At 60.5% G+C, this 15,807-nt stretch carries 15 protein-coding genes; 2 read left to right on the top strand and 13 right to left on the bottom strand.

What is annotated here, in order from left to right; translation table 11 throughout:
* The first annotated feature begins 18 nt into the window (after nt 1-18).
* The gene (locus KGA98_RS09945) at nt 19-1,035 is read left to right on the top strand and encodes an AraC family transcriptional regulator (protein WP_223502256.1); all 1,017 of its coding nucleotides are present in this window, start codon (nt 19-21) and stop codon (nt 1,033-1,035) included.
* Nucleotides 1,036-1,070: 35 nt separating this feature from the next.
* Here the strand turns inward: KGA98_RS09945 and KGA98_RS09950 are convergent, their stop codons facing one another.
* The 6 genes from KGA98_RS09950 to KGA98_RS09975 form a co-directional block, all read right to left on the bottom strand.
* Nucleotides 1,071-1,541 carry an LEA type 2 family protein gene (locus KGA98_RS09950; protein WP_223502223.1) on the bottom strand — a complete coding sequence of 157 codons (471 nt, stop codon included), beginning with the start codon at nt 1,539-1,541 and terminating at the stop codon, nt 1,071-1,073.
* A 57-nt stretch (nt 1,542-1,598) separates the two neighbouring features.
* Nucleotides 1,599-3,071, bottom strand: coding sequence for a nucleobase:cation symporter-2 family protein (locus KGA98_RS09955; protein WP_150813227.1), 1,473 nt, complete (start codon nt 3,069-3,071; stop codon nt 1,599-1,601).
* A gap of 97 nt (nt 3,072-3,168) precedes the next feature.
* Entirely contained in the window at nt 3,169-3,876 is a 708-nt protein-coding gene (locus KGA98_RS09960; protein WP_057714944.1) for an HPP family protein, read from the bottom strand.
* Nucleotides 3,877-4,034: 158 nt separating this feature from the next.
* Nucleotides 4,035-5,213, bottom strand: a complete 1,179-nt coding sequence (locus KGA98_RS09965; RefSeq protein ID WP_223502224.1) for an MFS transporter — start codon at nt 5,211-5,213, stop codon at nt 4,035-4,037.
* Between the two features lie 215 nt (nt 5,214-5,428).
* Nucleotides 5,429-6,808: a UDP-glucose dehydrogenase family protein gene (locus KGA98_RS09970; RefSeq protein WP_223502225.1), complete on the bottom strand. Its 1,380-nt coding sequence runs from the start codon at nt 6,806-6,808 to the stop codon at nt 5,429-5,431.
* Nucleotides 6,786-6,941: a hypothetical protein gene (locus KGA98_RS09975; RefSeq protein ID WP_223502226.1), complete on the bottom strand. Its 156-nt coding sequence runs from the start codon at nt 6,939-6,941 to the stop codon at nt 6,786-6,788. The genes KGA98_RS09970 and KGA98_RS09975 overlap by 23 nt, the downstream gene beginning before the upstream one ends.
* 328 nt (nt 6,942-7,269) lie before the next feature.
* Between KGA98_RS09975 and xerC the strand changes: the two genes are divergently transcribed.
* Nucleotides 7,270-8,208 (top strand): tyrosine recombinase XerC, encoded by a 939-nt coding sequence (gene xerC / locus KGA98_RS09980; protein WP_057714942.1) that lies wholly within the window; start codon nt 7,270-7,272, stop codon nt 8,206-8,208.
* A gap of 4 nt (nt 8,209-8,212) precedes the next feature.
* Here the strand turns inward: xerC and KGA98_RS09985 are convergent, their stop codons facing one another.
* From KGA98_RS09985 to KGA98_RS10015, 7 genes are all read right to left on the bottom strand, one after another.
* Nucleotides 8,213-9,283 carry an ABC transporter ATP-binding protein gene (locus KGA98_RS09985; protein WP_057714941.1) on the bottom strand — a complete coding sequence of 357 codons (1,071 nt, stop codon included), beginning with the start codon at nt 9,281-9,283 and terminating at the stop codon, nt 8,213-8,215.
* Complete coding sequence (locus tag KGA98_RS09990) at nt 9,280-10,878, bottom strand: ABC transporter permease (RefSeq protein WP_223502227.1); 1,599 nt, start codon at nt 10,876-10,878, stop codon at nt 9,280-9,282. Before KGA98_RS09990 ends, KGA98_RS09985 begins: the two co-directional genes overlap by 4 nt.
* Nucleotides 10,879-10,881: 3 nt before the next feature.
* Complete coding sequence (locus KGA98_RS09995) at nt 10,882-11,895, bottom strand: iron ABC transporter substrate-binding protein (protein ID WP_057714939.1); 1,014 nt, start codon at nt 11,893-11,895, stop codon at nt 10,882-10,884.
* A gap of 376 nt (nt 11,896-12,271) precedes the next feature.
* Complete coding sequence (locus KGA98_RS10000; protein ID WP_090455082.1) at nt 12,272-12,829, bottom strand: membrane integrity-associated transporter subunit PqiC; 558 nt, start codon at nt 12,827-12,829, stop codon at nt 12,272-12,274.
* Between the two features lie 17 nt (nt 12,830-12,846).
* Entirely contained in the window at nt 12,847-14,523 is a 1,677-nt protein-coding gene (locus KGA98_RS10005) for an intermembrane transport protein PqiB (protein ID WP_223502228.1), read from the bottom strand.
* Nucleotides 14,504-15,160 carry a paraquat-inducible protein A gene (locus KGA98_RS10010; RefSeq protein ID WP_090455084.1) on the bottom strand — a complete coding sequence of 219 codons (657 nt, stop codon included), beginning with the start codon at nt 15,158-15,160 and terminating at the stop codon, nt 14,504-14,506. The genes KGA98_RS10005 and KGA98_RS10010 overlap by 20 nt, the downstream gene beginning before the upstream one ends.
* Nucleotides 15,157-15,753 carry a paraquat-inducible protein A gene (locus tag KGA98_RS10015; protein ID WP_057714935.1) on the bottom strand — a complete coding sequence of 199 codons (597 nt, stop codon included), beginning with the start codon at nt 15,751-15,753 and terminating at the stop codon, nt 15,157-15,159. The genes KGA98_RS10010 and KGA98_RS10015 overlap by 4 nt, the downstream gene beginning before the upstream one ends.
* Nucleotides 15,754-15,807: the final 54 nt, after the last annotated feature.

The raw sequence follows: 15,807 nt of genomic DNA on the forward strand, positions 1-15,807 counted from the left end.
CAGGGCTTGCCGCGATCCATGTCGGAAAAAGACACCATCTCCATTCAACTGGTGCGTGAAGCACTGTTGCAAAGCTGCGCGCCAGGAATCGCCACGGATGAGGTGTTGATCAAGGTCGGCATCGACCCGCAACTGTTGGGCAGCACCGACGCCCGCGTTCCGGCCACGGCTTATGCGCGCCTGTGGCGGTTGCTGGCACGGCGCGGGGATGATGAGTTCTTTGGCATGGACCCACGCAAACTCAAATCCGGCAGCTTTGCGTTCCTGTGTCGCAGCGCCATGCTCCAGCCCAACGTGGCGGCGGGAGTGGCCAGCGGCCTGGCGTTTCTGTCGTTGATCCTCGAATACTTGCCGGCGCAGTTGGTGCGTCAGCAAAGCCTGGCGGAAATCGTCCTGCTGGAGGATGACAAGGACCCGCGCCGGGCCTTCACTTATTTCACTTACTGGATGATCGTGCACGGCGTTGCCTGCTGGCTGGCAGGACGGCGGATTCCGATCCTTGCCATCGAGCTGCGCTGTTCCAGGCCGGATTTCTGCGATGACTATCAGGTGATGTTTTCCGAGAACCTGCGCTTCGACCGCCCACGCACCCGGATGATTTTCTCCGCCGATTGCCTGGACCTGTCCATCAAGCGCAGCCCTGAAGAACTCGAGCGATTCCTCGCCCGTGCGCCGGCGAACATTCTGGTGAAGTACCGCGATCCGCAGAGTCTGGCCAGCCGCATCAAACACGACCTGCGCCACCTGCCGGCCGAACACTGGCCGGAAACCGAAGCCCTGGCGCAACGCCTGTGCATATCGGCTTCAACCTTGCGCCGCCGACTGGCCGAAGAAGGGCAAACCTATCAAGGCCTCAAGGACGGCGTGCGCAAGGAGTTGGCGATTGTCTGGCTGGCGGAACCCACGATCAGCTTCAGCGAAATCGCCATGCGGCTCGGGTTCGCTGACGTCAGCTCGTTCTACAAGGCGTTTCGCAAATGGTCGGGGTCAAATCCGGGGCATTACCGCAGCCTGATTCTCAATGACACCGAGTGAATTCCGCGGCGCAACAGCCATTTCATCCAAGGCGCTTAACGGCTGCCAGTGGTCGGTCCAGGCAGATTGAGCGTGCCACTGTCCACGAAACGCTTCGTGTTGAACACCCCACCCGAGAGCTTGCCGCGCAGGACATAAGGCATGTTGTTGAGGGTTTTCATCTGGCTGATGCCATAGGTCTGGCGGATCACCGAAAACGCCGAAACGCTGACCGGCACGCTGACGATGGTGTCGGAAAAGCGCCCGATCGTACCCCGCTCATCGGTGACGCCAGAGGCGAAGGGCTGGCCGTTGATGTCCAGGTCCAGGGCAACGCCGCTGTAGGTGAGGGTGTAGTCATTGGGGTTCTGCACGCGGATTCTCACGGCAAAGCGCACTTCCATGCCTTCGCCTTGCAGGGGTTCGACACCCACGACGTTGATTTTCAACGGGTCTCGATTGGGCAGCGAGGAACAGGCGCTCAGGCAGAGCAGGAGGGAAATCAGGACCGCGTGGAGGCTGCGCATGGACGTGCTCTCATCTGAAAAAGGCTGAACCGCCAGCGGCTCAGCCCTTGAGCCCGACTAGTGGTTCGACTGTGCAACCACCGCAGCCTTTGCGGGTTCATCCCTGGCGGTCACATCGGGGTTCTGCATCACCTGAAGCACGGAGGCTTCCGGATCGAATTCGTCCTCCTCCAGCTCGATGAACTCCTCGGGCAGGAAGATATTAAGAACGATAGCGCACAGCGCGCCGACGGTGATGGGCGATTCGAAAATGTTGTGCAGGGCCTTGGGCAGTTCACGCAAGACTTCCGGCACGGCGGCCACGCCCAGGCCCATGCCGATGGAAATCGCCACGATCAGCATGTTGCGCCGATGCAGGCCGGCCTCGGCGAGAATCTTGATCCCGGCCACGGCGACGGTGCCGAACATCACCAGTTCCGCGCCACCGAGCACCGGTTTCGGCATCAGTTGCAGTACCGCGCCGATCATCGGGAACAGGCCAAGCACCACCAGCAATCCGGCAATGAAAAACGCCACGTAGCGGCTGGCCACGCCGGTGAGCTGGATCACTCCGTTGTTCTGGGCGAAGGTCACCATCGGCATGCTGTTGAACACCGCGGCCATGGCCGAGTTGAGGCCATCGGCGAGCAGGCCGGACTTGATCCGGCGAATGTACACCGGGCCTTTGACCGGTTGCCGGGAGATCATCGAGTTGGCCGTAAGGTCACCGGCGGCCTCCAGCGGCGACACGAGGAAAATCACCGCCACCGGAATGAACGCCACCCAATCGAAGGAGAACCCGTATTTGAACGGCACCGGTACGCTCATCAGCGGCACTTCGGGCAGGCTGTTGAAATCCACCTGGCCCATGAGCCATGCCACCCCGTAGCCCAGGGTCAGGCCGATGACAATCGCCCCCAGGCGCAGAAACGGCACATCCACCCGGTTCAACACTACGATGGTTCCCAGCACCAGCGCCGCCAGGGCCAGGTGACTGGCCGCCCCCAGGTCCGGGGCGCCGAAGCCGCCGGCGATGTCGGTCATCGCCACCTTGATCAGCGACAAGCCCATCAGCGTGATGATGGTGCCGGTCACCACCGGGGTGATCAGCATGCGCAATTTGCCAATGAACTGGCTCAACACCACCTCGATGAACGCGGCAAAAAAGCACACGCCGAAAATGGTCGAGAGAATCTCATCGGTACCGCCACCACGAGCCTTGACCATGAAGCCGGCGCTGAGAATCACACTGATGAACGAGAAACTGGTGCCTTGCAGGCACAACAGGCCAGAGCCCACCGGGCCGAAGCGCCGCGCCTGCACGAAGGTGCCCAGGCCGGAGACGAACAGCGCCATGCTGATCAAGTAAGGAATTTCACTTTGCAGGCCCAGGGCGCTGCCCATGATCAGCGTCGGGGTGATGATGCCGACGAAACTTGCCAGCACGTGTTGCAGGGCGGCGAAGACGGTGGCGGTCAGATGCGGACGGTCATCGAGGCCGTAGATCAGGTCGCTGTGGCGTGGAGCGGGGGCTTTTTCGGAGGCGGTCATGGTGGTTTGCGTGCCAGAAGGCGGGCCGGGTCAGAAAATGGAGGCGCAGGATGCCAGAACCGCCCGGCCACGGCAAAAGAACCTCCAGAACAGCGACTTACAGTCGTGGGGCGAGCACTTCGCCAACGCTGCGGCGTTTGGCGTGCAGTTCGCTGGCCTGGATCAGCTGTTCGAGGTCTTCGGGGGTCACGTCATAGAACGCTTCCATGTCGGCCAACGCCAGTTTCAGGTCTTCGGCGGTGATGGCCTGACGGTCGACCGGCGGGTGATCGGCAGGAATCCTGGCCGCGGGCTCGCTGGCGCTCTTGGGGTAACGAACGCGGGTCAGGTTGTTGTAGGCCAGGGCGCACAGCAGCATCGTCGCGGCGCTGAGCATCACCGGCCCAATGGCTTTCCAGTCCATGGCAATGGTTGCCGGATCGGCCAGCACCAGGGTCAGGGCCAACGCACCGGCCGGTGGATGCAGGCACCGCAGCCAGCACATCAGGATCAACGCCATGCCCGCCGCCAGGCAAGCGCTACCCAGGGTCCGGCCCAACACATGGGCCACCAGCAGGGCAATCACACCGGCGCTCAAGTAACCACCGAGAATCGACCAGGGCTGGGCGAGCGCGCCCGAAGACACGGCAAACAACAGCACCGCCGACGCCCCCAGCGGGCCGATCAGGTGCTGGGCCACCTCAATGCCGAACACCTGGCTACAGAGCCACACGCTCATCAGTGTCCCCAGGGCCATGCCGATGGCGGCGCGGCTCCATTCGGTGGGGCGGGTGTTGATGGCAGCGGGCAACCAGCGAGCAAGCATTTCGAGAAGACTCCGGCAGAAAATCCAGGCAAAAAAAAGGGCTTGGCTGGGGAACCCAGAAAGCCCTTGAAGTTATTCCAACTGTTGGGGGAGGAACGCGCACAGTGTGCCGTCCTATCCTGCTACTGACAAATTCATATTAATGAGCTTTCAGTGCATTAATTTTGCTGTAATTTGCTCCGTCGACCGCTTGTGTAGCACAGCAAGCCGCCCAGGGCCGCGAGTGCACTCAAGGCATAAAACATCGTCGGCGCCGGGGTGTGCATCAGCATGAAGCCGCAAATCACCGGGCTCAACGCACCGCCAAGGGCAGCAAGGTTTTGCGCGCCGTAGTAGCTGCCCCGCAGTTCTTCCGGCGCCAGGGTGTCGACGAAGAGAAACTCGGCCGGGTAAATGATGATTTCACCGAGGGTGAAGATGAACATCGCCACGCACCAGCTCACCAGGCTGTCCGCCAGGCTGAAACCGATCAGCCCGAGGATGAACAGGCCGGTGCCGGCCATGATCCATTGGCGCAGTTGCTCGCGCTTGAGAAAACGCCCGATCTGGTATTGCAGCAAGATCACACTGATGGCGTTGCAGGCGAGCAGGGCGGCCATGATTTCCATGGTGTGTTGGGGATTGCTGGTCACCAGCAGGTACTGCGACAGGTAAAAGGTAAATCGCCCGTGCACCACGGTGCTGAGCAGGCAACCGGCGGTGAACAGGATCAGGGTGCGGTCGTTTTTCAGGGTGATCAGGGTTTTGAGGAAACTCTGCCCCTGGCCGCCGACAGGCGAGCGCGCCGGGTCCTTCGCGATCCCGGTCATCAGGAAAATACTGAAAAAAGCGATGGCCGCAGCGATCAGGAAGGGGGCACTGGCAAAGGCCCCGGCAATCAGCACGCCGAGCATCGGCCCGACAGCGTAGCCAATGTTGGTCAGCGTATAGCTCAGGGAAAACGCCTTGGCGCGTTGACCCACCGGGAGGTTGTCGCTGAGGATCGCTTTCGAACCGATGAGGAACAGCGATGAAGCGGTTTCGGTGACGATCAGGGTGATGGTCGTCAGGTAGAGGTTTTCAGCAAAGGTCAGCAGCACCAGGCCGACAGCGCTGGACGCCATCGAGAGAATCAGCAACCGGCGCTTTTCGAAGCGATCGATGATGTAGCCGCCATACAGGGAGAGCAGGGTGGCGACGAACACCGCAATGCCGAGCAGCAAGCCAACGTCCTGCTGGTTGAGGCCCAGCTTGTCGCTGACGAACAGCGTGAGCAAAGGGCTGGTGATGGCGCGGCTGACGACGATGGTCAGCGAGCAGATCAACAGGCGGCGGATGAGGGGGGAGTAGCTGGTCACGGCGCGAATATCCTTATTCGATCGGGCCGGCATCAGCCCGATCGTGAGCGCTACTCTAGCAGTCAGACACGCGGTCGTTGCTACGGGATTTGCTTGAGGTGCAGTAGTACAAAATCATTCTTGTCGAACCGTCCGCCCAGCGCTGGCGGCAATGCACCGACGGCCGTGCAGACCCAGCGCGGGAGACTGTTGGCGGATGTGAGGGAACGTGGTGTTCAGGCGACCACTGACTCGGCAAACCATTGCTGGTACGGAATCGGCAATTTGCTCGACTCGCCCCGACCGATCGGGAAGTAGGTGAAACCGATGCGTGCCAGACGGTCTGTGTCGTAAAGGTTGCGGCCATCGAAGATCAGCGGTGCGTTGAGCCGCTGCCGGATCAGTTGAAAGTCCGGCGCCTTGAACTGTTGCCATTCGGTGCAGATGATCAGTGCATCGGCACCGGACAAGACCGACTCGGGTGTACCCATGAGCATCAGCTTCGATTCATCGGGATACAGCTTCTGGGTTTCCTGCATGGCTTCCGGATCGAACGCACGGACATTCGCTCCGGCGGCCCACAAGGATTCGAGCAACACCCGGCTCGGCGCATCGCGCATGTCGTCGGTGTTTGGCTTGAATGCCAGGCCCCACAAAGCAAAGGTCCTGCCACGCAAGTCGCCCTTGTAGAACGCGTTGATGCGCTCGAACAGCTTGTATTTCTGCCGCTCGTTGATGGCTTCCACCGCTTGCAGCAGGTCACTGGAGCAATGGGCCTGCTCAGCGCTGTGGATCAGGGCGCGCATGTCCTTGGGGAAACATGAGCCACCGTAGCCGCAACCGGGGTAGATGAAGTGGTAGCCGATGCGGGAGTCGGCGCCGATGCCCAGGCGTATCGATTCGATGTCGGCACCCAGGTGTTCGGCCAGTTCTGCGATCTGGTTGATGAAGCTGATCTTGGTCGCCAGCATGCAGTTGGCGGCGTACTTGGTCAGCTCGGCGCTGCGCAGGTCCATGAACATGATGCGCTCATGATTGCGGTTGAAGGGCGAGTACAGATCACGCATCACCTCACGCACTTCTTCGCGTTCACAGCCGATGACGATACGGTCAGGGCGTCGGCAGTCGGCCACGGCCGAACCTTCTTTCAAGAACTCCGGATTGGAGACGATATCGAACTGCAATACGCGCCCGACGCTGATCAGGCATTTGTCGATGTGTGCACGCAAGGCATCGCCGGTGCCGACCGGGACGGTGGATTTCTCCACCAGGATCGCCGGTTGCTCGCGATGACGGGCCACGGCGTCGCCCACCGACATCACGTAGCGCAAGTCCGCCGAGCCGTCGTCCCGTGACGGAGTGCCAACCGCGATGAACAGCACCTGCCCGTGCTGGACGGCGAATTTTTCGTCGCTGGTGAACTGCAACCGCCTGGCGTCAAGGCCTTCGCGTACCAGGCTGGCCAGCCCGGGTTCGAATATGCTCACATGGCCCTGTTGGAGCAGTTCGACTTTACTCTCGTCAACGTCCATGCAGACCACGTCGTGGCCGACTTCCGCCAATACCGCTGCCTGCACCAGGCCGACATATCCGCTACCAAATACACTGATTTTCATGGGTCACTCCTTGATTCAGGCGCACGAGCAGGTCGGGATATTGATGGTTATGACGCCGAGGAAGAGCAATGCCACGCCAAGGCTTTTCCAGGCGGGTCAGCAGACAGGCGACCAGCAGCAATAACAGGCTCATGGTGCCGCCTGAGGAATAATCAAAATCGACTCAGGATAGGCAAGGTCATATTTCAATTTGTCTATCGTGTTGAAAAAAGCCACATCCGGCCGTTTCAACCGTCAGGACAATGCCGACGCTGCCCAGTAGTGCAACGGGCGCAAGGCCTGAAGAACAGCGGCATGCTCTACGGCAGCGATTTCCTCGTCGCCGATACCGTGTCGGGAAAAAGGGAGAAATGCCTGACTCTTGGGCAACCCCGGGGCTGTAAACGTAAATAGCCTTTACATCATTGTTTTTTTACTTATTAGTTGTTTCACTTAACTGTTTTAATTCAAGGCCGTTTCGTTTGATTGACTTACCTGTATCTGATTCACGCACACCCCTCACCAATCCACTGACCCTGTATCTGGCGCGACTGGCGCCGTCCAGCCAACTGACCATGCGTTATGTGCTGCAGGATGCCGCCGACCGCCTGGGCTTCGAAGACCACGATATCGAGGAAATTCCCTGGCACAATCTGCAGCCAGAGGACGTCATTGCGTTGGTGGCCACCTTGCGTTCGGACGGCTATGCGCCGAACACGTCTTCGCTCTATGTCAACGCGGTGCGCGGGGTGATGAACGAAGCGTGGCGCATGAGCCTGATCTCTCAGGAGCATCTGTTGAAGATGCGTACGGTGAAGGGCATGGCCGGTACACGGTTGTCCCAGGGGCGCAATCTCAGGCGTACGCTGATCCAGGAACTGATGGCGGTCTGCGCTGCCGATCCGCGGCCGCAAGGCCTGCGGGATGCCGCGATCATCGGGATTTTGTACGGTTCCGGGATGCGCAAATCCGAATCGGTGAACCTGGAGCTGAACCAGGTCGACTTCACCGAGCGCAGCCTGCGGGTGACGGCCAAGGGCAACAAGCAGTTGATCAAGTACGCACCGGCCTGGGCCTTCGCCAAGCTTGAAGCCTGGCTCGAGCTGCGCCGTTCGATGCTCAAGGACGGCGAGTCGGACGACCCGTTCCTGTTCAACCGCATCCGCCGTGGCAGCCACATCACTCGTGAACGCATCACCAAACACGCGATTTACTACATCGCCCGGCAACGGGGCGCGCAGGTCGGGGTGAAAATCATGCCCCACGACTTCCGGCGTTCATTCATCACCCGGGTGATCGAAGAGCATGACTTGTCGATTGCGCAGAAGCTGGCGCACCACAGCAATATCCAGACCACGGCCAACTACGATGTGCGCGATGACAACGAGCGGCGTCGAGCGGTGGATCGATTCGATCTGTGAACGATCACACCTCGCTCAGTACATGGGCATGGCCGATGGTCGAGACTTGAACCGAGCTGCCGGCGGGTGGTGCATACATGCCTGAACTGCGCACCAGCAGTGATCGGCCCGACTGTGCGTTGCGAGTCAATGGCTGCAGTTCCACCGTCAGCGTGCAGGTGTTGCCGCTGAAATCCCGATCGGTGACCACGGCCCGGCAACCGCTGGCTTCCGGGTCGCTGGGGAGGATGCTGGCCAGTTGCAGTTGTTCGGGGCGCAGCATGATCTGCGCCGAACTGTTGTTGCGGTGGTTGTTGACGGGGATCCGGCCCAGGTCGCAATGGGCCCAACCGGCCTCGATGCGCGCGGGCATCACCACGGCATCCCCCAGGAACAGCGCGGTTTGCTCGTCTTCGGGATAGCGGTAAAGGTCCAGCGGATGCCCTGACTGGACCAGTCGGCCATGACGCATCACCGCCAACTGGTCGGCGAACGAAAGGGCTTCGCTCTGGTCATGGGTGACCAGAATGGTGGTGACGCCCGCGTCCTCCAGCAGCCGTGCAACCATCTTGCGCATGGCGGCGCGCAATCCGGTATCGAGCGCCGAGAACGGCTCGTCCAGCAGCATCAGTCGTGGCTGTTGCGCCAAGGCTCGGGCCAGTGCCACGCGCTGTTGCTGGCCACCGGACAATTCATGGGGCCAGCGCTCGGCCATCTTCGCGTCCAGCGCAACGCTGTCCATCAGTTCGGCAACGCGCTGCTGTTTTTCAGTGCCCTTGGTCGCCAGGCCGAAGCCGATGTTCGCTGCCACGGTCATGTGCGGGAACAGTGCGCCGTCCTGTGGCACGTAGCCGATCAGGCGTTGATGGGCCGGCACTTCGTGGGTGCCGTCGACCAGGGTCTGGCCATTGAGCGACAGGCGTCCGGAATCGGGGAACTCGAAACCGGCAATCATCCGCAGCAACGTGGTCTTGCCCGAGCCGGAGGGGCCTACGATGACCGTGCGACTGCCGCTGGGCACCGAGAGGCTGACGTTGTCCAGGGCGCAATGGGCGCCATAGGACTTGTAGAGGGCATTCAATTCAAGAGTGTTCATCGGCCAGCCGTTTTTTTCGATTGGTGATAAAGAAGTCCGGTCAACGGAAGCGACAGCACAACCATCAATAAGGCGTAGGGCGCGGCGGCTGCGTAATCGATTTCGCTGGTCAAGGCCCAGAACCCGGTCGCCAGGGTGCGCGTGCCGTTCGGGGCCAGCAGCAGTGTGGCGGTCAATTCGTTGGTGATCGCCAGGAACACCAGCGCCGCGCCGGCGGCCGCCCCCGGGGCAGCCAGGCGCAAGGTGATCAGCCACAGTGCCCGGGCTGGCGAGCGGCCAAGGCTGCGGGCAATGTTTTCCAGTTCCACCGGGGCCTGGGCAATGCCCGCGCGCAGACTCACCAGGGCACGGGGCAAGAACATCAACAGGTACGCCAGCAGCACGGTGAAGGTGGTCTGGTATATCGGCCGGGCAAAGTGGATCGTGACGGTCACCAGTGCCAGCGCCACGATAATGCCGGGCAAGGAACTGGTGATGTAGTTGCAGCTTTCCAGCACCCGCTGCAGTCGACCGGGGTAGCGGATCGACAGCCAGGCAATCGGGATCGCCGCGCAGGTGGTCAGCGCCGCGCCCCCGATGCCCAGCAGCAGGGTTTGCTCCAGTGCTGGCAACAATTCGGCCATGTCCCAGACTTCCACGCCTCCGGCGATGAGCCACTTGCCCAGGGTGATCAAGGGCACGCCAAGGGCCAGGGCACAGGTCGCGATCTGCAGCGTCAGCGAGAGCAGGGTGGATACCGGTTTCAGGCGTACGACCCGTTGCTCCCGGGCGCTTCCCGAACCGACGCGGGCGTAACGCGCCGAACCCCGGGCGGCGGATTCGGCCGTCAACATCGCCAGGCAACACAGCGCCAGCACACTGGCCAGCATGTGCGCCGCTGCGCCGTTGAAGGTCGATTTGAACTGATCGAAGATCGCGGTGGTAAAGGTGTCGAAGCGGATCATGGCGTACAGGCCATATTCGGCCAGCAGGTGCAGGCCGACCAGCAAGGCGCCGCCGCAGATCGCCAGGCGCAATTGCGGCAACACAACGCGGAAAAACACTTTCCAGGGTTTGAGCCCCATGGACTCGGCGACGTCTTCGATGGCCGGATCGAGCCGGCGCAAAGTGGCCGCTACCGGCAAATACAGGAACGGGAAGTAGGCGATGACCGAGACCAGGACACCGGCAAACAAGCCGTGAATCGGAGGCACCAGGCTGACCCAGGCGTAGCTGTGAACGAACGCAGGCACTGCCAGCGGCGCGGTGGCCAGCAACGACCACCAGCGCCGCCCCGGCAGATTCGTGCGTTCCGTGAGCCACGCCAGCGTCACCCCCAGCGCGACGCACAAGGGAATCGTCAGCAGCACCAGCAGCACGGTGTTGACCAGCAGTTCACCGACCCGAGGGCGGAACACCAGGGCCACAACGGTTGACCAGCCGGTTTGCAGGGACACACCAATAACGTAGGCGATCGGTAGCAGTGCCAGTAATGAAACCAGCACCGACAAACCGATCACCCATACACCGCCACGTCCCGCAAAGACTCCGCGGGAGCGTCGACGCAAATGTGCGGGTGTCGCCTCAGCGACCTCCGCAGGCAGGGTTTCTGGCATCAATTAGAGCAGTCCGGCCTGTGTCATCAGCTCCACGGCTTTTTTACTGTCGAGTTTTGACGCATCGACAGTCGGCGCATCGAGTTGATTCAGAGGCACCAGTTTAGGGTTGGATTCAGCGCCTTTGCCCACGGCGTATTCAAACGACTTGCCGTTCTTCAGTACGGCCTGGCCATCCTTGCCGGTAATGTACTTGAGGAACGCCTGGGCTTGGTCCTGGTGTTTACTGGAAGCGAGGACGCCGCCGCCGGAGATGCTAACAAAAGCGCCCGGGTCTTTGTGCCTGAAATAGTGCAGGGCGGTGTTCTTGCTGTTTTCGCCGGTCTTGGACTGATCCACCAGGCTGTAATAGTGGTAAATCACGCCGCTGTCGATCTGCCCGGCATTCACGGCCTTGAGTACCGAGCTGTTGCCACGGTAGTTGGCATAGTTGGTTTTCATCGCCTTGAGCCAATCCAGCGTGGCGGCTTCACCCTTTTGTTGGAGGATGGCAGCGACGATGGCCTGGAAGTCAGCACCACCGGGCGATGCACCCCAGCGACCCTTCCAGCTCGGTGAAGCCAGGTCCATGATCGATTTCGGCAGGTCGGCTTCTGGCAGTTTGCTCGGGTTGTAGACGAACACCGTGGAGCGCGCGGCGATGCCTACCCATTTGCCGTGGGCCGGACGGTAGGCGGAGTCAATCTGCTCCAGCGTGGCCTTATCGACAGGCGCAAACAGCCCGGCATTGTCGACCAGGACCATGGCCGGGGAGTTCTCGGTCAGGAATACGTCCGCTGGCGAAGCCGCGCCTTCCTGCACGATCTGGTTGCCCATTTCGGTGTCATCGCCGTTGCGCAAGGTGACGGGAATACCGGTCTCCTGGGTAAAACCCTCGACCCAGGCCTTGGTCAGGCCTGCGTGTTGCGCGTTGTACACCACGATGCCGACGGAGTCGGCAGCATAGGCCTGGCCAGCGCTCAGCAAAGCGGTGGCCAGCAGGGCCTTTTTCAAGAACGAAGGGATTTTTGGAATCATTCTGTGGACTGCTCCTGGTACATTTTTTTGAAAGTCATGGGAATTGAAACGCCAGTTAACCAATGCGAATCATTTGCATGTTTTTGAAGTGCGGGAAATGTAGAGATCCAAATGAGAAAATAACGTCAAAAAAACCGTTAATACATGTAATTTTCATTCAGATTAGCAGCACTGTGCCCCCTGTGTTTCGACTCGTCGATCAAACGATGCCGCCGATCAGAATATGACGCTGCCCCGGCTGCCTTTTTGTCGTGTGCCTCGGCGTATTTGACGTTGCCAGTTGCTGCGGGCCGCCTGTCGCGGGGAATGACAGCAGGAAACAGGAAGGACGGATTAACGGCGAACTTGTCGCCGTTAATCCTGGGGATGAATACATTCAGGGCGCAGGGCAGGTTGCCTGTGGTCTGACGGCAGCCTGGCTGATCAGCGCGGCCAGGCGTTTGACGTTGTTTTGCTGGGCAAGCACCAGGTCATCGATGCTCGCACCCGAGGGCGTTTGCAGGGTGCTGCGGCAAATCAACCGTGCCGTGTCGCCGGTGCTGGCGCTGCGCAGGCGCCATTCCACGTCCATCAAGGCGTACTGGCCGGGCACCGAGTCGAAACGCTGCACATCGACCCGCACCGAGTGTCGGCCTTGTACAGGACTGTTGCTCAGTTGATCGACCAACGCACTGCGCAGTTCGTCCACCAGGGTCGCGCCCCACCATTGGGTTTCCAGGATCGCCAGGCCACTGTTGCCCTCGCGAATGACGATCTGCGCACGATCGACCTGGGGCGGCACGCTGATCGACTCGATCTGGATCACGCCGACGGTGGTCCTTGAGTGATTGCCCTCCTGGGCCGGGGTCAGGGTATGGAATTGAATCGGGTCACTGCGGCAGGCGGCGAGCAGCAACATCGCGGTGACCAGGGTGAACTTCAGCGGTAAAGCCATGGGTGTTGCTCCTGTGTTCAATTGCGCGGTGGCCCTTGCAGATCCATGGGGGCGGCATTATTCGGACGGCCGCGAAGCAGCGATTCCGGATGCCGTCCCAGGTAATCCGAAAGATCACGCAAGGATCTCGACGTGCGTCCCAGTTCATCCAGGGTTAGCCCCAGTTTTTCCCGTTGCGGCGAATCCTCGGCCAAGGTCGAACTGGCCGACTGCAGGGTCGAATTGGCCGTTTCCAGCGTCTTGCTGACATCCGACAAAGTGGTTTGCACGCCAGGCAAGATCTTTCCGTTGAATTGCATCATGCCTTTGCGCAGTTCGACGAGATTGCCATCGAGATTGCCGGCAATACGCTCGATCGGCAGTTTGTTGATCTTGTCGACCATGGATTCGAGTTTTTCCTGCAATTGCTCGAGGCTGCCGGGAATGGTCGGAATCATGACCGGGCGTGCGTTTACATCGAAGGCGACCTTGTCGGTCTTGGGGTAGAAGTCCAGGGCAATGTACAACTGGCCGGTCAGGAAGTTGCCGGTGCGGGCCTGGGCACGCAGGCCGTTTTCGATAAAGGTACCGATCAAGCGTACGCCAGCGGCTTCGTTATCAGGGTCATGATTGAGCGCCTTGAGCATTTTGACATGGGCCTGGCCCAGGCGCTGCGGGTAGATCACGATACCGACGTTGACCGGAAAGGAGCGCTTTTTCTCGTCGTAATCCAGATTGACCGCCACTACCTTGCCGATTTCCACACCGAGGAACTCCACCGGGGCATCGACCTTGAGCCCGCGCAGTGCCTGGTCGAAGCGCATGGCCAGGTATTGCGGCTTGCCGTTCGGCGGGGCCAGGGCGGTTTGTTGGTCCTCGAACAATTCGTAGGCGTACTCTGCGGCAGCCGGCTTGTCGTTGGGGCTGTAGTCGGGCGCGCGGAAGGCTATGCCGCCCACCAGCAAGGAAGACAGCGACTCGGTCTTGACCGCAAAGCCATTGGCGCCGACGTTCACGTCAATGCCGCTTGCGTTCCAGAAACGGGTGTTTTCGGTGACGTACTTGTCATTGGGTGCATGGATGAACAGTTCAATGTTCACGCCCTTGCCATCCGGGTCCAGCGCGTAGGCCACCACCTGGCCCACGGGGATCTTGCGGTAGTAGACCGGAGAGCCGATGTCCAGCGACCCCAGGTCCTGGGTGAACAGAGTAAAACGCTTGCCCGGTTCGCCGTAGGTGATGGGAGGCGGATTCTCCAGTCCGATGAAGTTTTTTGCCCGGCCGTTGGCCTGGCCGATATCGGCCCCGATGTAATCGCCCGACAGCAGCGTATCGATCCCCGACACACCGCCCGCGCCAATGCGCGGCCGCACGACCCAGAACTGCGAATCTTCGCGGGTAAAGCTTTCGGCCTGCTTTTCCAGTTTGATGGTGGCGTTGACGCTTTTCTGGTCACTGCTGAGCTCCACATCGGAGACATGACCAATCACGACATTGCGGTATTTGACCTCGGTCTTGTTCGCGGTCAGGCCGTTACCGGTCTTGAACGTGACAACGATGGTCGGGCCCTGCTGCAAAATGCTGTGGACCACCAGCGAAATACCCACCAGCACCGCGACGATCGGGACGATCCAGACCAGCGAAACGCTGAAACGGCGGGTCTTGATCGGCGCCTGCCCGGGGGCTTGTGGCCCGTCAGTGGCTTGTGACTTCATCAGTGACCTCCTCATTGTGTGGGTTTTCCCGTTCTTTATCCCAGATCATGCGGGGATCGAAACTCATTGCCGAAAGCATGGTGAACACCACTACCAGACCAAAGAACAGAATGCCCGGGCGCGGTTCGATGTCGGCCAGGGCCTGGAATTTCACCAGCGAGGCCACCAGGGCGACCACGATCACATCGAGCATCGACCAGTAACCGATGACTTCGACGAAGCGGTACAGCGTCGACCGCTCCTTGCGTGCCCACTCGCTGTCGCGTTGCACGGTGACCAGCAGCAATGTGATGGCGACGAACTTGATTCCCGGTACCGCGATACTGGCAATGAATATGATCAGGGCGATATCCCAGGCCCCGGCTTCCCAGAACTCCAGCACGCCGCTCATGATCGTGCTGTCGGCGCCGTTGCCGACCATCTCGGTGTTCATCACCGGCAACAGGTTGGCCGGGATGTAGAACACCAGGGCCGCGATCATGTAGGCCCAGGTGCGGGCCAGAGAATTGGCTTTGCGCCGGTGCAGCGGTGCACCGCAACGCTCGCATTCGTGGGGCTCGCAAGTCATGTCGCAGGCCAGGCCGCAGGTGTGGCACAGGCACAGGTTGAGCTCGTCGGCGTAAGGAGGCGTGCTCATACAATGTCCCATAGTTCGCGGATGTCGCGCCCGGCGATGCGGATCATCATCAGGCTCAGCGCCGCCAGGGCAAACAACCCTATGCCGGGCAGCACATCGAGCAGTCCGGCGAGCTTGATCACCGCGACCATGGCGCCCAGCAGGCAGACTTCGAGCATGCTCCAGGGCCTCAGGGTTTCCAGCCAGCGCATGCAGAATTTGAATCCGGGCGAGCGTCGCCCGCCGAGTGCGAAGCCCAGCACCCAGATCAGCAGCAGCAACTGGAAAATCGGCGCGATGATCATGGCGATTGCCGCCACCATGGCGATGAAGGTGATAGGCCCCAGGCTCAGGGCCAGCACCGAGTCCCAGAGCGTTGCGCTGTTCTTCACGCCTTTGAGGTTGATGCTCATTACCGGATAGAAATTGGCGAATATCCAGAGCATCAACGCGGTGAAGGTCAACGCAAGACGCTGCTCCACAGTGAGGCCGTTATAGCGCTGAAGCACGCCGCCGCAGCGTGTACACAGGGTTTTTTGATGTTTGGCGAGCGTTACTTTTTGGTACACGCTGTCGCAGTGCTCGCAGATGATCAGCTGATCAGTAGTTGCCATGGGTCAAGCTCGACAGAAGGCAGGAAGTTCAGAGCACTCCCTCAATATAGAAGT

The organism is Pseudomonas sp. BF-R-24, assembly GCF_019947335.1.
In the GTDB taxonomy this organism is placed as follows: domain Bacteria; phylum Pseudomonadota; class Gammaproteobacteria; order Pseudomonadales; family Pseudomonadaceae; genus Aquipseudomonas; species Aquipseudomonas jessenii.

What these genes read in the sequence shown, in the direction of transcription:
- KGA98_RS09945 (WP_223502256.1), top strand. Translation starts at nt 19, where the DNA reads ATGTCGGAAAAAGACACCATCTCCATTCAACTGGTGCGTGAAGCACTG.
- KGA98_RS09950 (WP_223502223.1), bottom strand. Translation starts at nt 1,541, where the DNA reads ATGCGCAGCCTCCACGCGGTCCTGATTTCCCTCCTGCTCTGCCTGAGC.
- KGA98_RS09955 (WP_150813227.1), bottom strand. Translation starts at nt 3,071, where the DNA reads ATGACCGCCTCCGAAAAAGCCCCCGCTCCACGCCACAGCGACCTGATC.
- KGA98_RS09960 (WP_057714944.1), bottom strand. Translation starts at nt 3,876, where the DNA reads ATGCTTGCTCGCTGGTTGCCCGCTGCCATCAACACCCGCCCCACCGAA.
- KGA98_RS09970 (WP_223502225.1), bottom strand. Translation starts at nt 6,808, where the DNA reads ATGAAAATCAGTGTATTTGGTAGCGGATATGTCGGCCTGGTGCAGGCA.
- KGA98_RS09975 (WP_223502226.1), bottom strand. Translation starts at nt 6,941, where the DNA reads ATGAGCCTGTTATTGCTGCTGGTCGCCTGTCTGCTGACCCGCCTGGAA.
- KGA98_RS09985 (WP_057714941.1), bottom strand. Translation starts at nt 9,283, where the DNA reads ATGAACACTCTTGAATTGAATGCCCTCTACAAGTCCTATGGCGCCCAT.
- KGA98_RS09990 (WP_223502227.1), bottom strand. Translation starts at nt 10,878, where the DNA reads ATGCCAGAAACCCTGCCTGCGGAGGTCGCTGAGGCGACACCCGCACAT.
- KGA98_RS09995 (WP_057714939.1), bottom strand. Translation starts at nt 11,895, where the DNA reads ATGATTCCAAAAATCCCTTCGTTCTTGAAAAAGGCCCTGCTGGCCACC.
- KGA98_RS10000 (WP_090455082.1), bottom strand. Translation starts at nt 12,829, where the DNA reads ATGGCTTTACCGCTGAAGTTCACCCTGGTCACCGCGATGTTGCTGCTC.
- KGA98_RS10005 (WP_223502228.1), bottom strand. Translation starts at nt 14,523, where the DNA reads ATGAAGTCACAAGCCACTGACGGGCCACAAGCCCCCGGGCAGGCGCCG.
- KGA98_RS10010 (WP_090455084.1), bottom strand. Translation starts at nt 15,160, where the DNA reads ATGAGCACGCCTCCTTACGCCGACGAGCTCAACCTGTGCCTGTGCCAC.
- KGA98_RS10015 (WP_057714935.1), bottom strand. Translation starts at nt 15,753, where the DNA reads ATGGCAACTACTGATCAGCTGATCATCTGCGAGCACTGCGACAGCGTG.